This is a genomic window from Anaerobacillus alkaliphilus (genome assembly GCF_004116265.1).
GTDB classification, from domain to species: domain Bacteria; phylum Bacillota; class Bacilli; order Bacillales; family Anaerobacillaceae; genus Anaerobacillus; species Anaerobacillus alkaliphilus.
In genome coordinates this window covers 68,239-94,313 of the sequence record NZ_QOUX01000039.1, presented here as the reverse complement: position 1 = coordinate 94,313, position 26,075 = coordinate 68,239, and the positions used below count along the sequence as shown (strand labels likewise).

Here is a 26,075-nt window from a genome sequence, read left to right as displayed (position 1 = left end):
TGTGTAAAAATCCGGCTTTTGGATTTTTACGAAAGCAACAAACTTTGCGAAAACTGCCTTTAATAAAGAAGAAGTAGCTCCTTACTTAGGGCTACTTCTTTATGTCTACAATCACAAGACATTTGTCATCTTCTGTTTTTTGAGTACATTTAGACAATAGCTTGTCTTTAAACTCGTGAATATCTTTTGCTTCATGCTCAAGTAAAAATTTTTCTAAGCAAGAGACCTTTGTTTGTGTGCTCCATACCGTTTCTAAAAACCCGTCTGTATACAAGACAAATCTCCCAGACTTTTCGTATCTAAACTCACTTTCTACTATAGGCGAGTTTTCAAAAAGACCTATTGGGGGACATGTTGATTCTAATTGCATGACCCCTTTCCCTTTTTCATTCCAAAGTACAGAGGGATGACCTGCATTAACATAACTGATTTTCTTTTCTTCGTTATCAACCAGAATGTAAATAGCGGTAAAGTAGTATGGGTTATCAGCTTGTCCAAACATTCGATCCATATGGTTTGAAAGTTCAGTCATCACACTGCTCGGTTGGCTCACTTTTGTGACTAAGCCATGCAGTAGAGATTTAATAGAAAGGCTTATAATAGATGAAGACAAGCCGTGACCCATTACATCTATAATCAAGATGCCATACTTTTTTTCATTTATTTTCTCCCAATAGTACAAATCTCCTGATAATTCTTCTGAGGGCTTAAAATATGAAGTGGTACCAATTGATTCGTTGCTAATATCTGAAGGTAACAATCCTTTCTGAACACTTTTTGCTAAGTGTAGTTCTTCTAATTTTCTGCTTAAAAGATCATCATTTTCCAGTCTAAATATAACAATCCGGATAACCATCAAAATTGTCCCTATTAATACTCCTATATCAATTAAATCTATTTGATTGTTAATCGTCTTATGCAAGACAAACCATAGTAATAGTACGATAGTTATTAATAAAGGAAATACCATCCGTGTATAGTAATGTCTATTCTGACTTTCTATTTTATTTTTTAAAGAGCTCTCAGAATATAGCCCCGACATTCCAACAAGGAATATCCCTAAAGAAAACAACGGATCAATCAGACTACCCGTCTGGTAACTATCAGTAACTAGCATAAAAGAATAGGCAATATGGGTAAAAACTAAGATAGATGTTCCAAGGATTAAAATTCTAACATGGGATTTAAACACTGTATAATAATTTAATACTAGTAGAGCAAAGAGGATTCCAATATCACTTACGGGGTATGCAAGCAAGAATACCAATTCTACCAAAGAATAAGTGGTCTTAAAAAAAGGAATGAACAAATACTCTAGACTAAAGAACATAACAATTAAAAGGATAGTAAGAACACCCATTTGATATTGCAAACTTTCAAACTTATTAAATTCTAACTTTAACTTATACATAATAGCTGTAAAAAAGAGAACTGCTTGCAACAAATAAAAAAGATCAGGGATACTGGGAAAAGGCGTTTGAATATTGAGGACTAGTTCATAATAGTTCCAGACTACTTGTCCAATGAAATAACTTATGCAGCCTAGAAATAAGAAAAGCCAGTAGAGTCTATTTTCGTCCTTTACTCTAGTCACAGGAATGAATAGAAGAAGACTAGCTATGAAAGGGGCTACTAGATGTAAAAGATTTCCCCCCGTTACAAGCCAAGTTGCGTGAGCTTGAAAGCCAATAATCCAAACGTAATAAAAGGTAATATAAAAAATAAGAAAACCAATAGCTAATCTACGCTGTACTGTAATCTTCATTGATTTCTCCTTTGGATTAGTAGAGGCTCGGTAAGCACTTTCATTTCTATCATAGCAAAGACACAATAAAAGGAGAATAGCCTTTTATTGGTAAAATAACTACATGCAAAAATTAATTGACTTAAAAACAAAATGATGACCTGAGATAAGATCTCAAGCCATCATTTCAACTAATTGTTTTTTATCAATTTTGCCGACAGCGGTTTTCGGTAACTGACTAACAAAGCGAATAACTTTTGGCACCTTATAGCTACCAAGATACGTCCTACAGTAGGTCAAAACCTCTGCCTCTGTTAGTCCACCTTTTGGTACGATAAATGCCGTAACGATCTCACCCCATTTTTCGTCAGCAACACCAACAACAGCCACTTCAGTGACAAGATCATGTTCAGCGATGACATGTTCTACCTCTAAAGGAAAAACATTTTCACCACCGGTGATGATCATATCCTTTTTTCGTCCAACAATATAAAAGTAACCATCTTCATCATACTTTCCTAAATCTCCTGTATAGAGCCAACCATTTTTTATCGTTGCTGCTGTGATAGAAGGGCTGTTCCAATAGTGATCAAAAAGATGATGCCCGCTAATCAAGATCTCACCAACCTCACTACTACCAACATCTCTACCATCGTCATCGATTATTTTTACGTTATTATAGAGCATAGGTTTGCCAACTGAACCACGTTTGTTCACAACATCTCTAGTATTAATGTAAAAATTATTTGGACCTGCTTCTGTTAGCCCATAACCTTCTTTAAATGCGAGACCCTTTTTGGCAAAGGCCTCGTAAATACGATAAGAACATGGTGCACCTCCAGATAAGAAGGTGTGCATTGATGGGAAAGCTGCCTTTTGAAATCTCTCTGACTGAATGAGAACATGATACATCGTTGGGACTAATAACAAAATTGTGCATTGTTCCTCATTGATTACATCAATTAAATGATTAGGCTCGAACTTATCCGCAATTACTACTTTTCCACCTATGTGCAATAACGGTAGCGATAAAGCATTCAGGCCACCTGTATGAAACATCGGCATGTAGGTGACAGTCGTATCTTCACATGTTAAATTCCAGCTAATAATCGTATTTATCGCATTGTAGAAAACTGACTTATGTGTCAAAACTGCTCCTTTTGGATGTCCAGTCGTTCCACCGGTATAGATAATCGCTAAAGGATCATTTTCTTCTATAGACACGTCAAAAGGAATTATCGGCTGGCTTCCTGCTAATAATTGCTGAACACCTAGGAGAATTCCCTCATACTTGTTAGGTATTAACGGAAGGAATTTATCGTCATAAGCCAATAACTTTGGTTGGCAATCTTGTAAAATATAGGCTATTTCTTTACTAGAAAGTCTCCAGTTTAAAGGGACAAAGATAGCCCCTAATTTCATACATGCAAATAATAAGTCAAAATAGCTAACTGTATTAGGTGCAAGAAGAGCGACTCTATCCCCTTTACCGATCCCCTGATCTAGTAACAAAGATGCTTGATGTTCTGCTCGCTCATTCAAATTGTCGTACGTCCAACGTTCCCTAGTTTCTCCATCAACCACTGCAACTCGATCTGGAGTAATCCGAGCTCGCTTTTTTAGCCAATCTGTGTCCCAGCTCATCTTACCTCCCCCTTTATTTTCTAATGTTTGCTAGAAAGCTTCTACCTTTATGGTATAAAAAAAGAGTTGCAATCAAGTTACAGATTTACATCATAATTCCGCCATCAACATGGAGGACTGTTCCATTTACATAATTCGATTCGTCTGATGCTAAATATAAATACGCATTAGCAATATCAGAAGGGCTGCCAAGACGTTTTAATGGAATGATGGCTTTCATTTTGTCAATGACCTTCTCAGGTACCTTTGCAACCATTGCTGTTTCAATAAAACCTGGTGCCACGGCATTGACGTTAATTCCTTTACCACCATATTCCTTCGCCCAAGTTTTTGTCATACCGACAACACCAGCTTTTGTAGCAGCATAGTTTGCTTGACCGACATTTCCGTAAACACCAGAAACACTTGAAGTATTAATAATCTTTCCTTTTCCTTCTTCTACCATCTTTCCTAATACAGCTTGCGTACAATAAAACACACCTGTTAAGTTCACATCTATCACTCTTTGCCATGATTCTGGAGTCATCTTATGTGTCATTGCATCAGCCGTAATCCCCGCGTTATTTACCAAGATTGAAACAGTTCCGAATGTCTCAATTGTCTTTTCTACTAATTGAGTAACACTCTCTTGATCTGCAACATTTACTTTTTGAAAAATGGCAGTCCCGCCACGTTCCTCAACTTCTTGCAAAACGCTAGTCCCTGCTTGTTCATCAAAATCAGCAATGACAACCTTTGCCCCTTCTCTCGTAAAAGTCAGAACGGTTTCTCTTCCAATTCCATTTCCTCCACCTGTCACAATGGCAACTTTATCTTGTAAACGCATGTTTCTTTCTCCTCCCTATTATCCAAGAAAATTCTCTATTTCTCTTTTTAGTAACTCTAGATTATCTATTAATGGCGAGTGTCCGCACCCTTGTAAGTAAACTGCTTTGGCTGTATCACCTAGGTCTTCCATAATCTCCTTAGTCATTTGTACTGTAACAACAAGGTCATTCTCACCCCATAAAACAAGGGTAGGCACTTGAATTTCTTTGGCTCTACCAGTTCCCTCTAGCAATCCATTATGAACATCACTGATATTAAAAGTATTTAGCGCATGATACACATCTGTGATATTACGCTGTGTCAACATATCTTCTAGATATTCATCATACAAATCCTCAGCTGGCTGATTTTTTGTATAAATTACTGCATTCCAGAGCGCTTTTAAAAAGGCCTTATTGCGAGTCTCATAGGCATTCACTACCGGTAACGATTTTACTGGATCCTGCTCGATTTCTGCTTTTGTTTGTATGCGAACTACCTCACCTGTTTTTTGAACGTTTACAAAAGGATACCCACGAGTTGAAGCTGAGGCTAGTAAAATTAGATTTTTCACTTGCTCAGGTTGGTCAATGGTAAATTGCATTGCAACAGCTCCACCTGTTGACCAACCTATTAATGTAACTGAGCCTAGCCCTAACTTCTCAACAAACATTTTGATGTCATCTGTAAAATCCTGAATTGAGTCCACTGGTTGATGATACGTAGACTCACCAAACCCTCGCATATCAACAGCATAGATTTTATATTTAGCATCTAAACTATCAATCAATAAATCCCAATGTTTTGAAGATGTCATATTCCCATGGACAAGCAGTAATACCTCTTCTCCACCTTCACGTTCACGATAAGCGAGAGTCTCACCGTTTGCGATTGTCACGGATTTCATCTGAACTTCAGCCATTTCATATACCTCCTAATGTTGTTTCCCCCAACGAATGGTCGTAGCGCCCCACGCATAGCCAATTCCGGCACTTACTAACACAACAACATCACCCTCTTTGATTTTCCCTTGTTCGAGAGCCAATTCTATTGATAAAATTTGGTCAATTTGTCCCATGTGTCCATAATTTTCTAAATATATCGATTGGTCATCACGAAGCTTTAATTCATTTAATACATAGTCATGAGCAGAACGCTTCATGTGCAAAATCGCTAAGTAATCAATGTCGGCTTCGCTTAACCCACTTTTCCCAAGAGAATCTCGAATAACTTGTAAGAAATTTGCCATCGATTTCGCTTCAAGTCGCTGTTTCATTCCCTCAGGATCAAGCACATCTAAATAATTTAAGCGCTTTTCAAGTGCTTCCTCCGTTACAGGATGCTTTGTACCACCGGCTACTACAACAACATCCTCTGAAAAAGAGCCATCCGTCATTAAAGCTGTTTCAAGCAGCTCGTTCTCTTCGTAACCTTTTTGAAGAATGATCGCTCCTCCTCCAGCGGAAAGATTGTACATGAACCGTGTTCGCGGATTTCCGTAATCGATAAAATCAACATTGCGATACCCACCAGCTAGCAAAACCGTTCTGATCGACTCATCCGAGGTCATCATGGCCTTTGCCACCTTTAGAGCCATCACTGTTGTGCCACAGCGGAGTGCCACATCAAAAGCCCAAGCATTTACAGCTCCTATCTCTTGCTGCAGCTTAATACCCGCTGTCCAGAGTGGATACTCTTTGTGCTCTTCACCGATATAAATAATGAGGTCAATATCTTCTGGATTGATGTTTGCTTTCTTTAACGCTTCTCTACTAGCCTCTATCCCCATTTGACAGGTATGATCATTTGGACCTGGGATCGTCTTTTCTTGAATACCCATTTTATCTGTAACAACGTGGATTGGTAGGCCTGACAAACTAGCAATCTCGCTTCCTTTCATCCGCTCTTTAGGTACATACATGCCTGTACTGACAATTCCTATCTTTTCCTTACTCACTCTCCAACCACTTCCTTTAAATAACGGAATGCTTCTTCTAACGTTATAAACGTGCTTTCTTCGTCTGTTTGAACGTGCTTTACTTTAATTCGTAGTTGCTCATTATCGTTTTCCACCGAATGAACGCGAATGACGAACGATTTCACTTGTGACTGACACTCCATATCTGACTCTCCTTCTATGAAACATCTTGGTGGAAATTTTTATCCGATGTTGTTACCTTTGCTTTTTTCATCTGTCTTTTTTCCCACCAATGTTTTGTTGATCCTACGATCCCCTTAGGGAAGAACATAACGACTAAGATAAATACTGTCCCTAGAAGAATGACCCAGCGACCAAAAATCCAATGAACGCTGGCTAAATCCATCAACGTGTGCCTAGCGTATTCAATAACAGCCGCTCCAACAATGGCACCAAATAGTGTTCCGACCCCACCAATGATAGTAATTAATAAGGCGTCGAGCGTCAGTTCAGTAGCAAACACTGATGTATTCACAAATCGTAAGCTCATAGCATATAAAATTCCTGCTAATCCTGCGACAATACCTGCAATCACATTGGCAGTAATTTTATAATGCATCACACGATACCCTAACGATTCAACACGAGCTTCGTTTTCACGAATTGCTTGTAGCACACGACCCATCGGTGATTGAGTAAATCGCTCTAAAAATAAATAGACAAGGATCATAAATACGAGTGCAACAATGTAAAACGTCAGACGATCACGAAATAGTTCTGGAATAGCGAATGTAAAGCCATCATTCCCTGCCGTTAACGAACGCCATTTTTCAGCAACAACTAAAAATAGGGCAGCCACGGCTAAGGTTAGCATGGCAAAGAAATGCGCCTTCAAGCGTAGTGTTAAAAGACCGACCAAAAAGCTAACAATGGCCGTGAAGACGATTGTAATGAGTGCTGCAAGTAAGACCACTGGGATTGTTGGACCAAATGCTTTTAAACATAAGGCAACCGTATAAGCCCCAATCCCAAAATACATCGCGTGCCCAAACGAAACGATACCGGTATATCCTAAAAGTAAGTCATAGCTCATCGCAAAAACAGCGAATATAAAAATTTTCGTTAGCATGATCATTGCTGTTCTCGAGTCATTTATAAATGGAAACATCAATAATCCAACGGCTACGACTGATAACGTTAATTTAAATCTTGATAACTGCTTTAGGCGGCTCATTTTAATGCCTCCTTCATCCCCATAATTCCAGAAGGTTTAAAGACTAGAATAAAGATCATCAGTAGGAAATTAACTGCTAAAGCAATCTCTGGTAGGAAATAAGCTGCATACGAACCTAATATTCCAACTAACAAAGCAGCTATCATTGATCCTAGAACACTACCCATACCACCTATAACTACAACAATAAAGGCCAGGATCCCATACTCTAAGCCTATTTCTGCGTAAATAACACCTGAATAAGGACCAAACAACATTCCACCTAGTCCTGCCATCCCAGCACCAAGAATGAACACAAATAAGAAAACTTTACGAATGTTAATCCCTAACGCTTGAACCATCTCTTTATCCATAACTCCAGCTCTTACTACCAGCCCAAGCTTTGTACGGTTTAAAAGAAACAATAAACCTGCAAAAACAATTAACCCAACGATGATAATAAAAACACGATATTTGATTAGAAAAATCCCACCTATTTCCCAACTACCTCGCAACCATTCCGGTGCACGTGCATGAATAATGTTTGGTCCCCAAACTACTTTTACTAGCTCACTTAACACGAGCATAGCTCCTAAAGTAATTAGAATTTGCTGAATATGATTTCCATACACAGGCTTTACAATAAACCTCTCTAATAAATAACCTAAGATACAACAAGCCACGATAGCGGCAATAATTCCGAATATAAAGCTTCCTGACGTTGTGTACGTCCAAATTCCCGCATAAGCTCCCCATAGAAACAGCGCTCCGTGAGCAAAATTTAAGACATCCATCAAACCAAAAATTAGTGTTAACCCCGCTGCCAATAAAAAGATTAGCATCCCTGTAGCTAACCCGTTAATTGTAATATTGATAAACATTTCCATAGCCTTCACCTACCTTTATATAAATTAAGCAATCCCTAAGTATTGTCGTTTTAATTTTTCATCTTGTTTTAACTCTTCCATTAACCCGTTGTGTACAGAATGACCATCATCAATAATATAGAAGCGGTCACCAATTGCACTTGCCATCATAAAATTTTGTTCTACTAGAACAACCGTTGTTTTTTCTTTCATTTGAATGATCGAATCCATAACTTTCTCGACAATAATTGGTGCTAAACCTTTACTTGGTTCATCAATGAGAAGCATTTCGTTGTCGTTAATATAAGCTCTTGCAATTGAGAGCATTTGCTTTTGTCCCCCACTTAAATGACCACCGTTCTTTTTCCAAAACTTCTTTAAATCTGGGAATAAATCAAGGATCCAGTCCATTCTCTCTAGTGTCGCTTCGTCTTTTTTCTTCATCGCAACTTTCATATTTTCTTCTACGGTTAATGCTCCAAAAATTCCTTGATCTTCTGGTACATAACCAATTCCGGCATTGGCAATCTTATGTGTCGGCCAAGCGTGAACTTCTTCTCCCTTAAAGGTGATACTTCCTGATTTAATTGGATTTAACCCCATAATCGATCGAAGCGTGGTTGTTTTCCCAGCACCGTTTCGACCTAACAACACGGTTACTTCCCCTTTATGGACCTCAAAGGAAACACCTTGTAAGATGTGATATTGTTGAATGTATGTGTGAATATTATCTACTTTAAGAAGCGTCATTGTGTAACCCCCCTAAATACGCTTTTTGAACTTGCTCATTTTTCATAATTTCTTCTGGGTCACCGTCAGCTAGTAATTTTCCATGGAACAAAACCATAATGCTATCAGATAAATCACGGATCATATCCATCTTGTGTTCAATTAAAACAATCGTACGTTTTCGTTCGTCGCGAATTTTCCGAATGACATCGAGGATCATTGGAACTTCTTCTAACGACATACCAGCAGTTGGTTCATCTAGGAGTAACACTTCTGTCTCTAACGCCAAAAGCATGGCAATTTCCAACTTCCTCTTTTCACCATGAGCCAAATTAACTGCTAGCTCTTGGGCTTTATTGTCTAGTAAGACCGTTTCTAAAAACTTTGTTGCCTTGTCGTTGACTTCTTTTAAACTAGTAAAATGTGAAAGCATGTTATAAAAAATTCCTTTTTGCGATTGCACAGCTAAACGAACATTCTCATGACAGGTTAAGTGTGGAAAAACATTTGTAATCTGAAACGATCTCCCAATTCCCATTCTCGTTCGATCAGTAGGTGACATCTTGGTAATGTCTTTTCCTTTAAATACCACTTGGCCTTTTGTCGGTTTCAATTGCCCGCTAATCATATTAAAAAATGTTGTTTTACCGGCACCATTTGGACCAATAATCGATTTTAATTTATTTCGTTCAATTTGAATATTGACCTCACTTACAGCCACATGTCCGCCAAAAGCAATGGTTAGCTCTTTTGTTTCTAAAATCGTATCCAAATTCACTCACCTCTTTTTCATATCTGTTAAAAAAGAGGAGCACGTCGTTTTATCGTCATCGTGCTCCCACATATTTTCAATACATGTTATCGGTTATTTTGAATTGCTGGTGCTGTCTCTTCTGGAGAAAGCTCACGTTTTAACACTGGCACTGGATAATCAAAACCATCTTTTCTCTCTAATCTAATTGAATACATCGTTTGCAGTGCTTGATGATCTTCAGGGCGGAATGTCATTGGTCCTTTTGGTGTCTCAAACGTCATACCTTCCATAGCTGAAATTAGAGTATCCGTATCCACATTTCCATTTGTTTTTTCTAGAGCTGCGACAATTGCCATTGCTGCAGCAAAACCACCTGGAGTGAATAAGTCTGGCATTTCGCCATTATGACGTTTCGCATGCTCTGCTACTAACCAATCATTTACAGCATTGTTTGGTAAGCTGTGATGGTAAACTGTAAATCCTTCCATTCCAATCATATCTTCCATTGTACGAAGCGCCGCGATATCTGGAGCTCCTGTAGATAACTTAATTCCTCTTTCTTGAACTCTCATATCTTCTAACTGACCCCAAGGGTTGTTTGCACCTGCCCAGATAACGAATAAATAATCTGGCTGAGCATTAATAATACGTTGGATATTTGAAGAAAAATCAACACCAGCTGGATCAGCAAATTCCTCATGAACGAGAGTTGCACCTAGAGCTTCAGCAGCTGTTTTGAATGCAGCTACCCCATCGCGACCAAAAGCAAAGTCTTGAGCTAATGTAGCAATTTTTACACCCTCTTTAGCAATTGCTGCCGCACCTGCAACAGCATCCTGTGATGAACTACGACCAGTTCGGAAGATGTATCTGTTCCAGTTAGCACCTGTAATACTGTCTGCTACTGCTGGTTCTACAATCATAACCTTTTTGTATTCTTCCATTAACGGTAATACAGCCAACGTATCACCTGAAGAAGAAGATCCAACAACGAAATCTACTTTATGATCCTCTAGTAATCTTGTAGCTTTTTGCACAGCTACATCCGCTTGTGTTTCTGTATCCTCAATAATAAATTCAATTTTCTTACCTGCCACTTCCATAGTTCCATTTGTCGCATATTCAAGTCCTAACTCAAAACCTTTCACCGTTTGAGCTCCATAAGCCTCAAGTGCCCCAGTTAATGATGTGAGTAAGCCAATCTTGACAACTTCTTTCTCCTCTTGCTTCACTTCAGTCGTCGGTTTCGGCGATTCGTTAGTTGCTTTCTTGTCATCATTACTTCCTGTTTCGTTCGAGCTACATGCCCCTAGAAAAAGTAAAAAGATTAGTGCAAATAGGAAGCCTACCCAAGTTTTCCTTGCCTTCATTTAAAATCCCCCTTTTTTTGAATTATCTACATTATCCTGGATACTAGTTACAAATTAGTTACAGGCAAATTTCTTTGCTTCTTTTTCTTTGTACTAGAACCCTTTAACCTATTACTACTGTTACTATAGTTTTAAGTAGTTACAATTTAGTTACAGAAAAGAAACAGTACATCTTGGACATACTGTTAACTTGTTCCTAATTCAACGGGTAGATTTTCTTTTATTTTTCGATAAAACTGTTTTGTCGCCTGGATTGGTTCAACCCCTAATTCTTCTTGAAGCTGCTTTACGCATCGATCATAAATACGCAAAGCGTAGGCACGATTTTTCTTTTGATAATAAGCGTACATTAACAGTCGATAAGCCTCTTCCCAGCAAGCATCTTTATTAAGGATGGACTCACACCAATAAATTACTTCGTCATACGATTTGGTTTCGATGTAAAGCTGGGCGAGTAGCTCAGCTCCACGTAAGTACAAGACTAGTAATCTTTCTCGTTCTTCGACACACCAGTCATCATAACGACGACTCGGCAAATAATCACCTTCGTATAAAGTTAATCCCTGGGTTAGTAACTCAATTGCCTCTTTCTTGCCCGGTTCTTTTAGACCTCTCTCGATTGTTGCTTCAAAAACCTCCGCATCAACTTCTAAAACCGCTTCCCGATTTAAACCATATAGTGAGTCTTCTCGCTGTATAAAGAATGGATTACTGCGCACTTGTCGTTCAGGCTCAATTGCTTTGTTTAGCGCATTTAGAGCAACCTTAAAATCTCTTTGAGCTGCTTCTTGATCAAGATCCCCCCATAGTAGCGATAAAATTTCCTCTTTTGGTAACATCTTAGATTTATAGGTCACAAGTAACTGAAATAATTCTTTCGCTTTCTCTCGTTTCCAGCTGCGATCATGAATTTTTTCATTGCCTAACCACACTTGAAAATCGCCCAATGTCTTTACCTTTATCGAGTACCCAGGATGAAAGGTCAAACCATCAAGTCCCAATGTCGTTAGATATCGATTTGCGGCTTTTATCCCTAATTCCTTTGCTTTAATAAGCATTGGGATAATCATTTGGAGATCCTTAGGACCGAATAATGTTTTCCTAGTTATGAAAAACTCGTAATTGTATTCTTGAGCAAATTGAATAAATTTCTCCATGCAAAGTTGAAATTCTACCCAGTCTTGCTCTTCAAAAGCTACTTTGCCTTGCCAAAAAAATGTCACTGTACGTCCATACTGTCCATCACATAATTCAAAACCTTTATATGCTTCATGTAAATAATTTTTGGCATGAATTAACTCATTACAATAAATCGCAGCGATACTTTGCGAAAGATAAACAAATGACGCTAGCCATTGATCCTTGACACGGTTAGGCTCTTCTAACGCCATAAGAGACATTTTTTGTGACATTTCATAATTCCCTGCCCGGCCATATAAAACCGTTAAACCCATGTATGCTTCTGACTTCCCTCTAGACATTTTGATTTTTTCCATAAGTCCAAGTGCTGTTTCATAACATTGGATCGCTAGCTCATGATTGTATTTCTCATTTAACTGAACCACATGCCCCATCCTAATCCAACCACAAGCCTCTACAAATGGTGACTTCCGTAAAGTCCCTCGCAAAATTGCTCGTTCAGCCAAACGCTTCCCTTTATCTAATTCGCCCATGAAAGAACAAATGATCGATAAAATCAGATCCGTTTCTCGATGAGACTGGGATAAGTGATTTTCTGAAGTCGATTGAGCAGTTACATTTTCAAGCAATAGTTTTGCTTCTTGCAGCTTTCCAATGCGTAAAAAATAGCGGGACTCTAACTCTACTTTGATGAAATCTTCTTTGACAGACTTACACTTGTTAAGCCACTGGATCGCTTCTGTCATTTTCCCTAAATTAACTAGGTTTTCAGCCATTAAGCTATACAGCTGGATTTGCCGCTCTTCGTTTTCATGTTCTTGCTCGATTAAAGCAATAGCTTGGCTCAAATGATTATCTGCTTTTGCTGGTTGAATTGTATCCAAATATATTTTTGCTTTTCCCTCATGAGCTAAACTTCCTGCGAGATAATCCTCTTTCAACTCAGCTAACTCCTCTAACTGCCGATAACACGTAAGCGCTTTCTCGTAATGGCAAAAATAGCGATTTATCTCTCCTTCAATAAACCAGAGCCTGATAAATTCCATTTTTACATTTACTGATAGTCTGTCTAACATCTTCGAAACAGCCTCTATCTTCCCTTGATGGAGAAGCATTTGACCTGTTTCCTCCAAAATGCGACCAATCTTATTATTTTCATCAATTTCTTGATAATGATAAATGGCCCGTTCGTAATTTTCTTGCTCTAGAAAATATGTAGCCGCCCCGTCTTGATATTCGTAAAAAAGTTCCTTATCAAGTCGCAACTGCTTCATTAAGAAATCTTTGAATAACGGATGGTAGCGATACTGTTTCGTGCCAATTGGGATGATGAACAAATTTTGAGAGAGTAAATCATCAATGACGCTTTGAGAATTACTTCTCTTTAGAACAGCATTACAAAACGGACTATTAAAATCTTCAAAAATACAAGTAGCTAAAAGAAACTGGCGAATTTCTTCTTTTTGCTTTGAAAATACTTCTAAAGCTAGGTAGCGAAAAAGTTCTTCAAGCGATCGAATGTTTAGATGGTGCTTTACCTCAAGGTCACCAGTGATCTTAAATTGCTGCCATATCATCTGTATCGCTATGATCCAACCTTCTGTTAATTCATATACATAGTGGATTTGCGATTCATCTAATTCAACCTGATAAAAGTCTACGAAAAGAACATCAATTTCCTCTTTGGTAAAAGCCAGGTCTGTTTCAGTAATTTCAATTAGTTCCCCATGTACTAATAATCTCGTTAAAATATCCCAAGTAGGTCTAATTCTGCCGCATAAAACAAGGTGGATATTTTTTGGTAGGTATTGAATTAATACACTTAACCATTGAATGCTAGTAACAGATGCCTCTAAGTAATGAATATCATCTAAAACAATGATAACCTCTTCTTCCATTGTTACTAATTCATTAATAAACTCTGAACATAAAAACTCTATTTCCTCTTCAACTTTATCAATTTCTTCTTTAAGTATGTACTCTAGAAGTCCTTTGCAAAAATTGGGATACCTTACCTGAACCGCATAAATCATATGGACAAGGAAGGGAATGAAATTATCCTCTTGTTTCGAAAGCGCGTACCAGCAATAAGGACCTTTTTGATTTTCAAGAAAAGATGCAATAGAAGAGCTTTTTCCGTAGCCTGGTCCAGAGTGAATTAACGTGATCGGCACTTCCAATATTCTACGCATCTTCTTAATCAATTCTGGACGATATACATTCGTGTCTTTGATCAGTGGCGGAATAAATTTCGTTTTGATTAAAGGATACCGTTTTAGCACCGAACATCCCCCTTTAATAGTCTTAATTTTCTATATTTTAACATATATTCTGGTAGCTGGACATTTAAAGTATAAGTTAGGTAGAGTCTTTCTGTTGGGGTTAGTAGTATGGTTTAGGAAAAAGTGGAATAACTTAGTAGTTTTAAGTACTTCTATTGGGATAGTGAATGTAACCATTTGTTGTTTTATAGTTGTTGGGGTGTTTCTCTCTTGAATTCGACTAATTTTTACAGTTGGTTAGAAGAAGACTGTTTAATTCCCTCTTGATTTTGACTAAATTTTACATTATTTAGGACAAACTTGTTTAATTACCTCTTGATTCCGACTAACATTTACAGTAATTAGGAGAATAATGGAGTTCTGTCAAGAAAGTGGACATAAATAATTGGAACTTTTTTAGGCGGTAACCTACCGCACTTCGTTTGGTGGGGTGTTAAAAATGATTACTCAAAAACATGACTAATCACTTTTAACACCAAATGGACCATTTATGAGACAGAGTTACACTCAACTTGACTATGTTTTCTCTCAAATTGGTTAGGAGAACAATACCCTAAAGTTGAGTGTTTCCTTCTCTCATTATAAAAACCACCAATATAATGATTGATTGCCTTTACTGCTTCACTACGTGTCTTAAATCGTCTTCGATGAACTAAATCTTTTTTCAAACTTGCATGAAAGGATTCAATGCATGCATTGTCATAAGGATCTCCTTTTCGACTCATACTAATTTGAATTTCATGCTTATTTAACAGATCAATATAACCATTGGAACAGTATTGAGAGCCCCGGTCTGAATGATGAATTAATTGATCTGTAGGTTGTGGCTGCCTGGATACAAGAGCCATATTCAAGGCTTGTATTGTAAGTTCTTTCTTCATATGTGCTTCAGCTCTCCAGCCGACTATTTTTCTAGAAAACAGATCCATAATGCTGGCTAAATAAACCCAGCCTTCTAGAGTCCAAATGTAGGTAATATCAGAGACCCATACTCGATTGGGTTCATCTACATTAAATTGACGCTTAACCAGGTCAGGGTAGACGTTTAAATCATGATTAGAATCTGTAGTCACGACATACTTTTCTTCAGGTATAGCTCTTAGACCCATTTCTTTCATCAGGCGGGCTACTGTTTTTTCTGAGATAGTATATCCCCATTCAACTAGATCATCATGAACTCTAGGGCTTCCGTAAGTACCCATGCTTAGATGATAAGACTTTTTAATCTTTTGTTTAACTTCTTCTTTGTAGGTCTCCTTCTCAGATTGAACACTACTATTCTGCTTATCTACCCACTTATAAAATCCACTTGTGGAAACTCCAAGTACTTTGCACATCTTCACAACAGTATGTTCATCTCTATGAGCAAAGATGAAGTTATAGATTACATGGGGTTTTTCGTGAAGATGTGCATTGCCTTTTTTAATATTTCGTTTTCCTCTTTCAATTTTTGGAGTTCTGCCTCGTGTTGTTTCTTTAACTTTTCTAACTCTTTTGGGGTAATATACTCTTCTTTTGAACTACTAGTATTACGTCTTTGTTTAAAGTCTCTAACCCAATTCCCAACAGTAGAATGGGAAATCTCTAACTCATATGACAGTTCTCGAATTTTTCTACCTTCTTCTACTATTAGTTTCGCTACATAATCTTTATATTCCTGATCATAATGTTTCCCCATGTGAACACGTCCTCTTAAATGATATTTGTATTATACTTTATATCCATTTTTACGTGTCCACTTTTTAGACTAACTTTAATAATGTTTAATTACCCCTTCATTTTGACTAAATTTTACATTATTTAGGACAAACTTGTTTAATTCCCTCTTGATTTTGACTGACTTTTACATTAATTAGGAGAATCCTGTTTAATCCCCTCTTTTTTTTGACTGACTTTTACATTAATTAGGAGAATCTTGTTTAATTACCTCTTTATTTTGACTGACTTTTACATTTATTAGGAGAATACTGCTTAATTAACTCTTTTTTTTGACTGACTTTTACATTAATTAGGAGAATCCTGTTTAATACCCTCTTGATTTTGACTGACTTTTACATTAATTAGGAGAATCCTGTTTAATTAACTCTTTTTTTTGACTGACTTTTACATTATTTAGGATAATTCTGTTTAATTAACTCTTGATTTTGACTAAATTTTACATTATTTAGGAGAATCCTGTTTAATTACCCCTTGTTTTTGACTAACTTTTACATTTTTAGGAAAATCCTGTTTAATTCCCTCTTAATCACGAATAACCTTTACATTAATTAAGAGATATCTGTTTAATTCCCCTCATGATCTAGACTATTATAATAAAAAAATAAATGGTGAGTTGCCTCACCACTAAGTTATATATCAATTTTATTTAAAATTTCCTTTAAGGCAACGATTTCTTCGCGTGATAACGTTATGCCTTTGCCCATTTTCTTGTGCTCAGGATCCCATTCGCGTAAATCAAACTTTGCCGGTCGCCCGTTCCAACTTATTAAATTAAGCTCTTTCTTCCAGCCTTTTGCACTCTCAGATAGTTCACCTAAGGTTTCTTCAATTTCATATTTAATCTCAGCCATTATCATTTACCTCCGAATAAAGTTTGTCATCCACCAAGCCACCAGATATTTTTGCCTTAATCATATAATTTTACTAACTGAATGAATTTCATAATTACCTAATGGAGCCATATCAAACTAAATGTAGTTGCGAATGTTTTAGCGCAACTACATTTAGTAACGTAATGGCGATACTTATGAATTATGAAATTCATTGAACTTCGCTAAAAAAGCTCGAGAAAATTCTCAAGCTTTCTTAATAAAATAGTGTAGCTACCCAGTAAAAATAAGGAATACCAACAATTAAATTAAACGGTAATGTTAAACCAAGAGCCGATCCTAAATAAATTCCTGAGTTCGCTTTTGGTATTGCTTGCTCAACCGCTGCAGGTGCTGCGATGTATGAGGCACTTCCTGTTAATATTGCCAGGATAAATGCACCTCCCATTGATAGACCAATGAAGCTTCCTGTAATAATTCCCAACGTTCCGCCAAAAATTGGTAAGATAAAGGCAAATAAGAAAGATGTTAACCGTAACTTCTCGATTTTCTTGATACTTTGTGTTGCAATCATTCCCATGTGCAACAAGAAGATACAAAGTAAACCATAGAACAAGTCGCCGAATAAAGGTTTTATTTTTGTTAGACCATCCGCATGAGCAACTAGCCCAATAAAGATACCACCTAACAATAAGAAAATACTCTTCCCAAAAAATGCCTCTTTAACAACATGACTTAATTTTGCATTAGGATTGTTAGTTTCTGTTCCATGTTTTTGCAAATACATTTTATAAAAAATAATCGCTAGAATTATTGCAGGACCCTCCATGACTACCAGAATAGCAGACATGTAAGCTTCGTAATGCACCTCGATTTTTTCAAGGAAAGCTAAGCCAGCGATAAATGTTACGGCACTAACAGAACCGTAGTGAGCGGCAAGTGCCCAAGATTCAGTAATTGAAAACTTAAAAATCTTAGAAACAAGAAAATACGTAACAAAAAGCATTAAAACACTTAGTACTACAGCTGATAGGATTGTTGGTAACATATCTATAAAAGATACATTTCTCAGCTCTACACCGCCCTTAATACCGATAGTAAAAAGTATGATCATGGTGTATCCAGTATAAAAAGCAGATGGAACTTTCAAGTCCGAGTTTACTAACACAGCAACAATACCAATTAGAAAAAATAAGATCATTGGCGACAATAAGTTTGCATAAGCAATTTCAACAATTTGTCCCATCTCAACACTCCTTTAAGCTAAATATTCAAAAAACTTATTTCAACAATACCATTACTGCCTTAGGCTCGTCTACATTCACAAACTTTTATCTGCTAAATTATTTCTTTATCAACATTATTATTGCCTCAATCTCATAAATATCAAGGCTTGTACAACTTTCTAATTTTTACCACTCAAAAAATATTTCTATGAACGTATAGAAACTTGTTATCTACATATTCTAAACTCACAACATACGAAAGGAGGTCGATTAGGATGAGAAACAACAACTCAAATAACAGCAATCAGCTTGTAGTACCTGGTGCACAACAAGCTCTTGACCAAATGAAGTATGAAATTGCACAGGAATTCGGTGTACAACTTGGAGCTGACACAACTTCTCGTGCCAACGGTTCTGTTGGAGGAGAAATTACTAAGCGCCTTGTACAAATGGCTCAACAACAAATGGCACGTTAATTTGTTATACCTACCTCCACTAGTTAGAACAAACTCTCTCTAACTACAAAAGAAAGGCCAGGGACTACCCCTGCCTTTCTTTTATTATTTCAGCCTACCATATTAGTAAGGCAGCAACTGTTGAAACAATTAACCCTATAATTACCGGGAAGAAGTTTTTTCGTACCAAGTCCATAACAGAAACTCCACAAAGCCCTGCAACTGCAACAAGTGAAGACCAGGCGATTAATGTCCCTCCACCAGTCCAAATTGAACCCATCTGCCCAATTGCAGCTAATGTTGAGGCGTCTACTGAACTAGAGGCAAATGCACTCGATAAAGCACCTGTTAACGGAAGGCCGGAAAAACCTGACCCATCTAGACCAGTAATAATTCCAATTATTAAAATACCAAAGGCTGTCAATATTGCATTTTCTGGTATGAATGTTTGGGCTGACTGAACAAGGTCGAATAAGAAAGCTGGTGGTGCTTCTTCACCGATAGAGAGAATGCTTCCTGAGAATTCTCCACTACCAAGGAAGAAGAAGCCAGCAATCGGTATAACAGGCCCCATTGCTTTAAAGGCAAATACAAAGCCATCTGTGATATGCTCACTAATTCGCTCTAACGATTGCATTTTGTTGTAGGTGATCGTCGCAAGTGCTAATAGAAGAACTGCAACACCTCCAATAAATGCCGCACCATCACCACCTTCGAAGCCTCCCATTCTACCACCGCTAGCCTTTGTATAGATCATATAAATCATCACGACTAGCATTGAAAGTGGCACTAATACAGCAAACACTTTCGTCCATCTAGATGTAGGTTCTGAGGGTTCTCGATCCTTTTTTTCCTTACCTTGAACTGCTGCTAGTTCCTTTTCGATCATTGGATGATCGGGCTTTCGCATCTTCTTACGTATAGTAAGGTATGCAATCAGGATTGCAACACCACCAGAAATCAGTGATAACACTAATGCTTTATCAGCAACAAGGGCCGTATCAAGTCCTGCCGATCTTGCACTTAAACCAGGGGCAACTTGCATTACATAGTCAGACGATAACGCCATACCTTGACCCGCTAATGCTACCGCCATAGCAGCGCCCATGAGAGGTAGACCTGCTCTTACAGCTGCTGGAACTAAAAGTGCACATATTAAAGGAACTGCAGGCGTTGGCCAGAAAAATAATGAGATGATGAAGGTAATCCCAATAAGAATAAAATAGGCAACATGCCCATTCGTCATAAATCTTTGAATCGGTGTAATCATTTGCTTATCTGAACCCAAATCTTTTAACGAGTGAAGCAGCGCTACCATGAAGGTAATGATTAGAAAAATACTAAATAATTCCTGGGCCGCTGTTAAATTTGCGTTAAAAACAGATGTAAAACCACTGACAATACTTTGGTTGTAAACCGTTGCTACTAAAAACGTTCCTAATAGGGTCGGTAATACAACCCCTTTTCTAAAAATCATTGTCAATATAATAATGAAGGTAACTATACCGTAAAGCCAGTGAGCTAGAGTTAATTCCAACTTGTTGTCCCCCTTTATTCTCTCGCACAGAGTTGGATTAGTCTATGCACACATGCCTAGTTTGGTGAGACTACTAAAAACAAAAAAACTCACCTATTCAGGTAAGTTTTTAAGTCGGTCTTTAATTTTCTCTAGCAAAATGCTCTACTCGATTCCGTCCATTTTCTTTTGCTCTATATAAGGCCTTATCCGCCATACGAAGAAGCTCTTCTCGATCCATTCCCAATTGGGGAGTGATTGTTGAGGCTCCAACCGTTAAGGTAATATAGTTGGCTACCTTAGAATACTCATGACTGATTTGTAATGAGACGATGTTTTTGATCATATTTTCTGCTACCTTTATTGCACCTTCAATATCGGTATTTGGAATGACTGCCACAAACTCATCTCCACCATATCTTGCTACAAAATCTGTTGGACGTTTCGGAACACTTTTTAATGTCTTGGCAACAGAGCATAGAACTTGATCCCCTTCTTGATGTCCATAATGATCGTTGTATTCTTTGAATTGATCTACATCGATTAAAATAACAGACAATGGTAATTGATCTCTTCTCGCGCGTTCCCATTCTTCAATGTACAATTGATCAAACCTTCGACGGTTTGCAATCTCAGTAAGACCATCAAGTTCTGAGATTTTAATTAATTTATTATTTAACTCCACTAGTTCGACTTGAGATTGTTTTCTAATTGTAATTTCTTCAGCTAGCTTTTGCGACTTTTCAGCATTGTTAAGAGCGATAACAATATAGGAAACTAGGGCTCGAATTGAGTCTAATGCGTGTTGGTCATATGCATTCTTCTCTTTACTCTGAACCGTAACGACACCAATAATTTCTTCCTCTAAAATTAGTGGACAGAAGATAATCGATGATCTAATCTTACCAAAGGTACTTGCCATTCCCTCTAAGTATTTTGAATATTCACGTTCGACATCATTTATCATAATTTCCTGCTTATTCTTAAAGCACCAAACTGCCCAGCTAGATTTACTACGAATAGGGATATCAAAAACAGGTGCGTTTTCTCCTTCTTCAATGTAAAGCTTGTATTCTATAGCTTCTTTTTGTTTGTTGTAAATACCAATACCTAAAACAGTAGCATCCATTAAGCTGTTAATGCTTTCGTAAATTCTTCTAAAGACTTTCTTTACATCTAAGGTGGAAGTAATACTTTGTCCAATTTCACTGATAATCTTCATCTGTGAGTATGACCTAGATAGCTCCTGTGTTTTTTGCTCTAGTTCTTTGGTTAAAATTTCAAAAGCTTTATTTTTCCGTTGCGATTCTTCAGCTTTTAACTGAACGGCAACACCACGTAGCTTACTTTCTTGTTCTAATCTAGTTACTTCCTTTGTTTGATTATGGAACTTCTTATAATAGAAGATTGTTTTATTTATATCTCCTACGTCTTCATAGCATTCTGCAAGTAAAGAACAGATATTGCTAATAAAGGCTTTTGCCTTAATTTTCTCTGCAAACTCTAAGCTTTGATTAAGGTAAGTAATCCCTCTTTCAACATCATTCAAATCTCTTGCTAAGTAATAATAATCGATGTAAAGCTCAACATCTAAGAATGCATCTCCAACTTCACGATTTAATTGCACACATTGTTCATAAAAGTCCTCAGCTTCTTGTAAATTACCCCTTTTATATGCCAGCCTACCTAGTTGGTGCAAGACACCACTTTCACGTAAACCATCTTTTTCTTCAATACTGATCTGTAAACAACGACGGAAATACTTTTCTGCTTCAGCATAGTTTTCAATGCTTAAATTTGCTGCACCTAAGTTAATCAAAGGAACAGTTTGAGCAACTCTGTCACCTTGTTCCTCGAATTTCTTCAGACTATCCTCATAATATTTTAAAGAGATCGTGTAGTCATGTAGTTGGTAATGAATTTCACCAATATTATTCAATAATCCGGCAATTAGCTTGTCATACTTAATAGCTGTCGCTAAATTTAAGGCTTGTCCGTAGTATTCAAGGGCACGATCATATATTTTTGTATATAGATTTACGTTTCCTAAGGCATTAAGAAATTCTACCTCATATTCAAGCTCATCATTCAGCTTTCTAACCCTAGTTAATCCGTCTAGTAACCGTTCAAGTGCTTTTTCAAGCTCTCCCGTTAGCCATAAACTTCTACCAATGTGCAATAGACTTTTCACAGTACCTTTTTCGTACCCATCTTCTATTGAAAGTTCTAAGGCCTTTTCCGATAAAGCTAGTGAGTGAAGAGGTTTGCGACGTTCCAATTCCTCTGAAAGTTTGTTTAATAACTGTATTTTTTCCTCTGTTTCACCACAGTCAATGAGTAGGGGCTCATATTCTTTTACTATTTCGTCCAAGTGTCTTCCCTCCACAAACCGAATCTTAAATTTTATATAGTAAATGTAAATAATTAATTTAGTTTGTATACCTATGTAATTATACTACTTTTCTCTTAATTAGTCATATTTTTTAAAAAATTCCAATTAAAAAAATAAGGCTTAAATTTTCTAAGCCTCGATTCTCTTACTTAGCTCTTTATTTTTAAATAATTCCTCAATATCTTCTGGATTTACCGGCCTGCTAATTAAAAATCCTTGAATTTTATCGCACCCCTGTTCCTCCAGAAACTTAACTTGATCGAAAGTTTCTACGCCCTCTGCTGTGGTTGCAATATTTATCGTTTTTGCCATGTTAATGATTGTTGTAATAATTGTTTTCGCATTTTCATCATGGTAAATTTCATTTACAAATGAACGATCAATCTTCAGTGTATTAATTGGGAATCTGGTAAAATATGCTAATGAAGAATATCCAGTCCCAAAGTCATCAATGGCAATTCGAATTCCCATCTCTTTTAACTTACTCATCTTCGCAAGTTTTTCATCTACCATTGTCATCGCATTCGTTTCAGTTACCTCTAACTCTAGAAATTCCGGCGACATTGACGTTTCTTCTAAGATTGATTTTACCATAGAGACAAAGTTAGGTTGATCAAATTGAATTGCAGAAATGTTAACAGATACAAACATTGACGAGTAACCAAGATCATGCCATTTTTTATTCTGCTTTAAAGCTTCCCTAAGTACCCATTTTCCAATATCGACAATTAGCCCCGATTGTTCAGCAATTTCTATTAGTTTAAGAGGGGTTATTTGTTTAAAATAGTCATGGTCCCATCTAATTAATGCTTCTGTACCAATAATCGTATTTGTTTTTAAATCGACGATTGGTTGAAACACTAAATATAATTCATTTTTTTCAATAGCATGAAACAAAGCATTCTCTACTTTTTGTTCAATTTTAATTGCCCGATCGATATTCTGATCAAAAAACTGATAACGATTACCGCCTTGTTTTTTTGCTTGGACCTTGGCGATGTTCGCTTCATTTACAATGTCCTCAACCTTTATGAGAGGATTATCAGTTATCGCAACTCCAATTGAAACTCTTAGACGATACTCAGTATCATTGATTGTCATTTCCGTACTACATTTATCCCATAGCAACTGAATTCTTTCTTCGATCTTCTCTAAAGAGTCGCCCTTTAACAATAAGATAAATTCGTCTCCAAAGTACCTTCCTAAGCCTTCTTCCTCTTTAACGAACTCCGATAATAGCTTAGCTAGTTTTAATAGAACCAGATTGCCTCCTGTATAACCACTGATACTGTTGATGCGTTTAAAATCATCTAACGAAACGACAACAATAGCAATATTGGAATACTTCTTCTTCAACTGCTTTGCTCGGTCAGGTAATTCTAGTAAAAAACCATTAAGGTTGTGTAAATTTGTTAGTGAGTCCCGATAGGTAAGTTTCCTTAGCTGAGTGAGCATCTTATTAAAACTCTTCGCTGCTGCTCCTACTTCATTTTTAACTGTCTCATCTGCGACAACATTTAAGTTTCCTGTTTCTGCTTTTTCAAATACCTTTTTTAAATGCAAAATCGGTTTTGAAATCGTTGTAGTGTAATAAAAAGCGAAGATACTCATTAAGACAATGCCTAAAATAAAGAACAAAATAATGCTTACGCGTGCATTGCTTACTTCTTTTAGCAATTCTTCATTGTTAATGGATAATAATAACGTCCATCCAGGAGAACTATCCATACTTTTATAAAAAGTCACTATTTCTTTACCTTGAACATTATTATGCTGTAGCCAGCCTAAGCCATTACCTGGATTGAATGCTTCTGTATAGGTATGATTGTTGGGAATAAACTCTGAGATATGCCGGTTAAATCCGACTGAACTGTCTGCATGAGCAACAATATTTCCTTCTCTGTCAACAATCCATGCAAGTCCTGTATTACCTAAATTGATGTTTTGAACCACTTTATTTAAGAACTCATTACTGATTACAATATTTACAAGTCCAACAATCTCTTCATTTCTCTTAACTTCATGAGAAATGATGATGATGGGGATATCTGTGTCTGCATAAGGACTAATAAATGGCTGAGAAATCCAAGAAGGATTGCCTTCTACTATAATCTTCTGGAATTGTTCTTGATCAGAAATATCGATGGAATTACCAAGCGTAGTCCAACCTTCCCCATCTGTTTTAGCAATGGTCATATTTCTATGTTGCCCATCAAGGACAAGCTTAGGTAGATAGTCTTTAATCACATCTAGGTCCATAGATTGTACAACCGGAGACTGGGAAACCATTTTCACTTCTTGTATAAAACTATGTAGTTCTTTATCTATTTCATCCGCTCTCGCATTAGCGATTTCTTGATATTGTAGCATCATATGCTCTGGTAGCTTTTGTAATTCTTTATCAACTACGTAGATTAGAAAGCCAAATAATGCAAGTAAAGCCACAATAAAATATATGAGCATTTGACTTCTAATAGATTTAATATTCACACAAATGCCTCTCCAATCCCCACATGCTGATTTTACTAGAATAATTTGACTCTAAAATAACCTTTCCTCTATTATACTTTACTATTGGGAACATTTGTCGACTTTTGTTGTATTTTTTAGGGAAAGTTCGCAAAAGACAAAAAGACGTAGAGTAGAACCCTATCGCCTTGTATCTCCTGTTATGCACTTTCAAGGTTTAAAGAGAATTGCAATAGAACTTAGTAGTAACGAACGCCAAAAAAACAGTACTAAACCTCTTAACTTCATTTAAGCCCACCACTCTAAGGCTACTACTAGAAGAAAACCCTCAGCAAACTAACTAGAAATCTTGGTATAGAAAACAAAAATTCTAGAAACAAAGAAGGGAATGTATCCAAGAGATATTCAATAAAACTATTCTTTTTTTCGTCCACATAATTCTCCTGCTTGTTCATTTACTTCACCCCAGTTAACTTTTTATAAAACATACGGGCATGGCGACCAAGAAGTTTCAAAATATTGAATGTTCACCCTAATAACGTTAACCAAATTTATTTTGTAAAAAACTCATTCAAGATAACTCTATGGCTTTTCACCATTTTTTCTGGTAACTGATCCTGATAGACAAATTCCAGTTTTATCGACTCTGTTTCGTCAATCTTTAGCGGGCCTTGATACTGGTTTGTATGATAAGCAACCGTGACTACATAAAATTGATCGCCATTTTCAGCGACGATAAATTGATCAGGTCCGGAGTAGACGTTAATTAGTTGTAAGTTGTCAATTCGTAATCCTGTCTCTTCAAAAACCTCACGTTTAGCAACGTCCTCAGTAGACTCACCTAATTCCATTAACCCACCTGGCAACCCCCACACTCCATTAGGGAACCGGCGTTGTTGTAATAACACTCTTCCCTTTTCGTCAAAAATGACCACAACGGAACCTACGAATATTAACGGTCTATGGCCAACAAGCTGTCTTAGCTCTTCAATGTATCCCAT

21 protein-coding genes are annotated in these 26,075 nt (G+C 37.0%); 1 reads left to right on the top strand and 20 read right to left on the bottom strand.

The window, feature by feature from the left end; translation table 11 throughout:
• Positions 1–91 precede the first annotated feature (91 nt).
• The 16 genes from DS745_RS12185 to DS745_RS12115 all read right to left on the bottom strand — a co-directional run bounded on the left by DS745_RS12185 (position 92) and on the right by DS745_RS12115 (position 18,262).
• Entirely contained in the window at positions 92–1,765 is a 1,674-nt protein-coding gene (locus DS745_RS12185) for a PP2C family protein-serine/threonine phosphatase (RefSeq protein ID WP_129078520.1), read from the bottom strand.
• A 153-nt stretch (positions 1,766–1,918) separates the two neighbouring features.
• On the bottom strand, positions 1,919–3,388 hold the full coding sequence (locus tag DS745_RS12180) for an acyl-CoA synthetase (protein WP_129078519.1): 1,470 nt from the start codon (positions 3,386–3,388) through the stop codon (positions 1,919–1,921).
• A gap of 85 nt (positions 3,389–3,473) precedes the next feature.
• Positions 3,474–4,214: a 3-oxoacyl-ACP reductase FabG gene (gene fabG, locus DS745_RS12175; protein ID WP_129078518.1), complete on the bottom strand. Its 741-nt coding sequence runs from the start codon at positions 4,212–4,214 to the stop codon at positions 3,474–3,476.
• Positions 4,215–4,232: 18 nt separating this feature from the next.
• Positions 4,233–5,117 (bottom strand): intracellular short-chain-length polyhydroxyalkanoate depolymerase, encoded by an 885-nt coding sequence (gene phaZ, locus DS745_RS12170; protein ID WP_129078517.1) that lies wholly within the window; start codon positions 5,115–5,117, stop codon positions 4,233–4,235.
• Positions 5,118–5,129: 12 nt separating this feature from the next.
• Positions 5,130–6,152 (bottom strand): 3-oxoacyl-ACP synthase, encoded by a 1,023-nt coding sequence (locus DS745_RS12165; protein ID WP_277750921.1) that lies wholly within the window; start codon positions 6,150–6,152, stop codon positions 5,130–5,132.
• Entirely contained in the window at positions 6,149–6,316 is a 168-nt protein-coding gene (locus tag DS745_RS24585) for a hypothetical protein (RefSeq protein WP_161568249.1), read from the bottom strand. The genes DS745_RS12165 and DS745_RS24585 overlap by 4 nt, the downstream gene beginning before the upstream one ends.
• Before the next feature lie 14 nt (positions 6,317–6,330).
• Positions 6,331–7,347, bottom strand: coding sequence for a branched-chain amino acid ABC transporter permease (locus DS745_RS12160; protein ID WP_129078516.1), 1,017 nt, complete (start codon positions 7,345–7,347; stop codon positions 6,331–6,333).
• Positions 7,344–8,213 carry a branched-chain amino acid ABC transporter permease gene (locus tag DS745_RS12155; RefSeq protein WP_129078515.1) on the bottom strand — a complete coding sequence of 290 codons (870 nt, stop codon included), beginning with the start codon at positions 8,211–8,213 and terminating at the stop codon, positions 7,344–7,346. The genes DS745_RS12160 and DS745_RS12155 overlap by 4 nt, the downstream gene beginning before the upstream one ends.
• A 24-nt stretch (positions 8,214–8,237) precedes the next feature.
• Entirely contained in the window at positions 8,238–8,942 is a 705-nt protein-coding gene (locus tag DS745_RS12150) for an ABC transporter ATP-binding protein (protein ID WP_129078514.1), read from the bottom strand.
• Positions 8,929–9,693: an ABC transporter ATP-binding protein gene (locus DS745_RS12145; RefSeq protein WP_129078513.1), complete on the bottom strand. Its 765-nt coding sequence runs from the start codon at positions 9,691–9,693 to the stop codon at positions 8,929–8,931. The genes DS745_RS12150 and DS745_RS12145 overlap by 14 nt, the downstream gene beginning before the upstream one ends.
• Before the next feature lie 86 nt (positions 9,694–9,779).
• Positions 9,780–11,045: a substrate-binding domain-containing protein gene (locus tag DS745_RS12140; protein ID WP_129078512.1), complete on the bottom strand. Its 1,266-nt coding sequence runs from the start codon at positions 11,043–11,045 to the stop codon at positions 9,780–9,782.
• 185 nt (positions 11,046–11,230) lie between these two features.
• Positions 11,231–14,467, bottom strand: a complete 3,237-nt coding sequence (locus DS745_RS12135) for a winged helix-turn-helix domain-containing protein (protein WP_129078511.1) — start codon at positions 14,465–14,467, stop codon at positions 11,231–11,233.
• 488 nt (positions 14,468–14,955) lie between these two features.
• Positions 14,956–15,852, bottom strand: a complete 897-nt coding sequence (locus DS745_RS12130) for an IS3 family transposase (protein WP_241657731.1) — start codon at positions 15,850–15,852, stop codon at positions 14,956–14,958.
• The gene (locus DS745_RS12125; RefSeq protein WP_129077324.1) at positions 15,852–16,145 is read right to left on the bottom strand and encodes a transposase; all 294 of its coding nucleotides are present in this window, start codon (positions 16,143–16,145) and stop codon (positions 15,852–15,854) included. The genes DS745_RS12130 and DS745_RS12125 overlap by 1 nt, the downstream gene beginning before the upstream one ends.
• A gap of 670 nt (positions 16,146–16,815) precedes the next feature.
• A complete protein-coding gene (locus tag DS745_RS12120) occupies positions 16,816–17,037 on the bottom strand; it encodes a YdbC family protein (RefSeq protein ID WP_129078510.1) in 222 nt (73 codons plus the stop codon).
• A gap of 235 nt (positions 17,038–17,272) precedes the next feature.
• On the bottom strand, positions 17,273–18,262 hold the full coding sequence (locus DS745_RS12115) for a sodium-dependent bicarbonate transport family permease (protein ID WP_129078509.1): 990 nt from the start codon (positions 18,260–18,262) through the stop codon (positions 17,273–17,275).
• 255 nt (positions 18,263–18,517) lie between these two features.
• Here DS745_RS12115 and DS745_RS12110 point away from each other — a divergent pair, with 255 nt between their 5' ends.
• The gene (locus tag DS745_RS12110) at positions 18,518–18,718 is read left to right on the top strand and encodes an alpha/beta-type small acid-soluble spore protein (RefSeq protein ID WP_129078508.1); all 201 of its coding nucleotides are present in this window, start codon (positions 18,518–18,520) and stop codon (positions 18,716–18,718) included.
• A gap of 94 nt (positions 18,719–18,812) precedes the next feature.
• Here the strand turns inward: DS745_RS12110 and DS745_RS12105 are convergent, their stop codons facing one another.
• The 4 genes from DS745_RS12105 to DS745_RS12090 form a co-directional block, all read right to left on the bottom strand.
• Positions 18,813–20,234: a hypothetical protein gene (locus DS745_RS12105; RefSeq protein ID WP_129078507.1), complete on the bottom strand. Its 1,422-nt coding sequence runs from the start codon at positions 20,232–20,234 to the stop codon at positions 18,813–18,815.
• 121 nt (positions 20,235–20,355) lie between these two features.
• Positions 20,356–22,584, bottom strand: a complete 2,229-nt coding sequence (locus DS745_RS12100) for a GGDEF domain-containing protein (protein WP_129078506.1) — start codon at positions 22,582–22,584, stop codon at positions 20,356–20,358.
• Between the two features lie 150 nt (positions 22,585–22,734).
• Positions 22,735–25,095, bottom strand: coding sequence for a bifunctional diguanylate cyclase/phosphodiesterase (locus tag DS745_RS12095; protein WP_129078505.1), 2,361 nt, complete (start codon positions 25,093–25,095; stop codon positions 22,735–22,737).
• Between the two features lie 530 nt (positions 25,096–25,625).
• Positions 25,626–26,075 (bottom strand): NUDIX hydrolase, encoded by a 450-nt coding sequence (locus DS745_RS12090; RefSeq protein ID WP_129078504.1) that lies wholly within the window; start codon positions 26,073–26,075, stop codon positions 25,626–25,628.

What these genes read in the sequence shown, in the direction of transcription:
- DS745_RS12185 (WP_129078520.1), bottom strand. Translation starts at nt 1,765, where the DNA reads ATGAAGATTACAGTACAGCGTAGATTAGCTATTGGTTTTCTTATTTTT.
- DS745_RS12180 (WP_129078519.1), bottom strand. Translation starts at nt 3,388, where the DNA reads ATGAGCTGGGACACAGATTGGCTAAAAAAGCGAGCTCGGATTACTCCA.
- fabG (WP_129078518.1), bottom strand. Translation starts at nt 4,214, where the DNA reads ATGCGTTTACAAGATAAAGTTGCCATTGTGACAGGTGGAGGAAATGGA.
- phaZ (WP_129078517.1), bottom strand. Translation starts at nt 5,117, where the DNA reads ATGGCTGAAGTTCAGATGAAATCCGTGACAATCGCAAACGGTGAGACT.
- DS745_RS24585 (WP_161568249.1), bottom strand. Translation starts at nt 6,316, where the DNA reads ATGGAGTGTCAGTCACAAGTGAAATCGTTCGTCATTCGCGTTCATTCG.
- DS745_RS12160 (WP_129078516.1), bottom strand. Translation starts at nt 7,347, where the DNA reads ATGAGCCGCCTAAAGCAGTTATCAAGATTTAAATTAACGTTATCAGTC.
- DS745_RS12155 (WP_129078515.1), bottom strand. Translation starts at nt 8,213, where the DNA reads ATGGAAATGTTTATCAATATTACAATTAACGGGTTAGCTACAGGGATG.
- DS745_RS12150 (WP_129078514.1), bottom strand. Translation starts at nt 8,942, where the DNA reads ATGACGCTTCTTAAAGTAGATAATATTCACACATACATTCAACAATAT.
- DS745_RS12140 (WP_129078512.1), bottom strand. Translation starts at nt 11,045, where the DNA reads ATGAAGGCAAGGAAAACTTGGGTAGGCTTCCTATTTGCACTAATCTTT.
- DS745_RS12125 (WP_129077324.1), bottom strand. Translation starts at nt 16,145, where the DNA reads ATGGGGAAACATTATGATCAGGAATATAAAGATTATGTAGCGAAACTA.
- DS745_RS12120 (WP_129078510.1), bottom strand. Translation starts at nt 17,037, where the DNA reads ATGGCTGAGATTAAATATGAAATTGAAGAAACCTTAGGTGAACTATCT.
- DS745_RS12115 (WP_129078509.1), bottom strand. Translation starts at nt 18,262, where the DNA reads ATGGGACAAATTGTTGAAATTGCTTATGCAAACTTATTGTCGCCAATG.
- DS745_RS12110 (WP_129078508.1), top strand. Translation starts at nt 18,518, where the DNA reads ATGAGAAACAACAACTCAAATAACAGCAATCAGCTTGTAGTACCTGGT.
- DS745_RS12090 (WP_129078504.1), bottom strand. Translation starts at nt 26,075, where the DNA reads ATGGGATACATTGAAGAGCTAAGACAGCTTGTTGGCCATAGACCGTTA.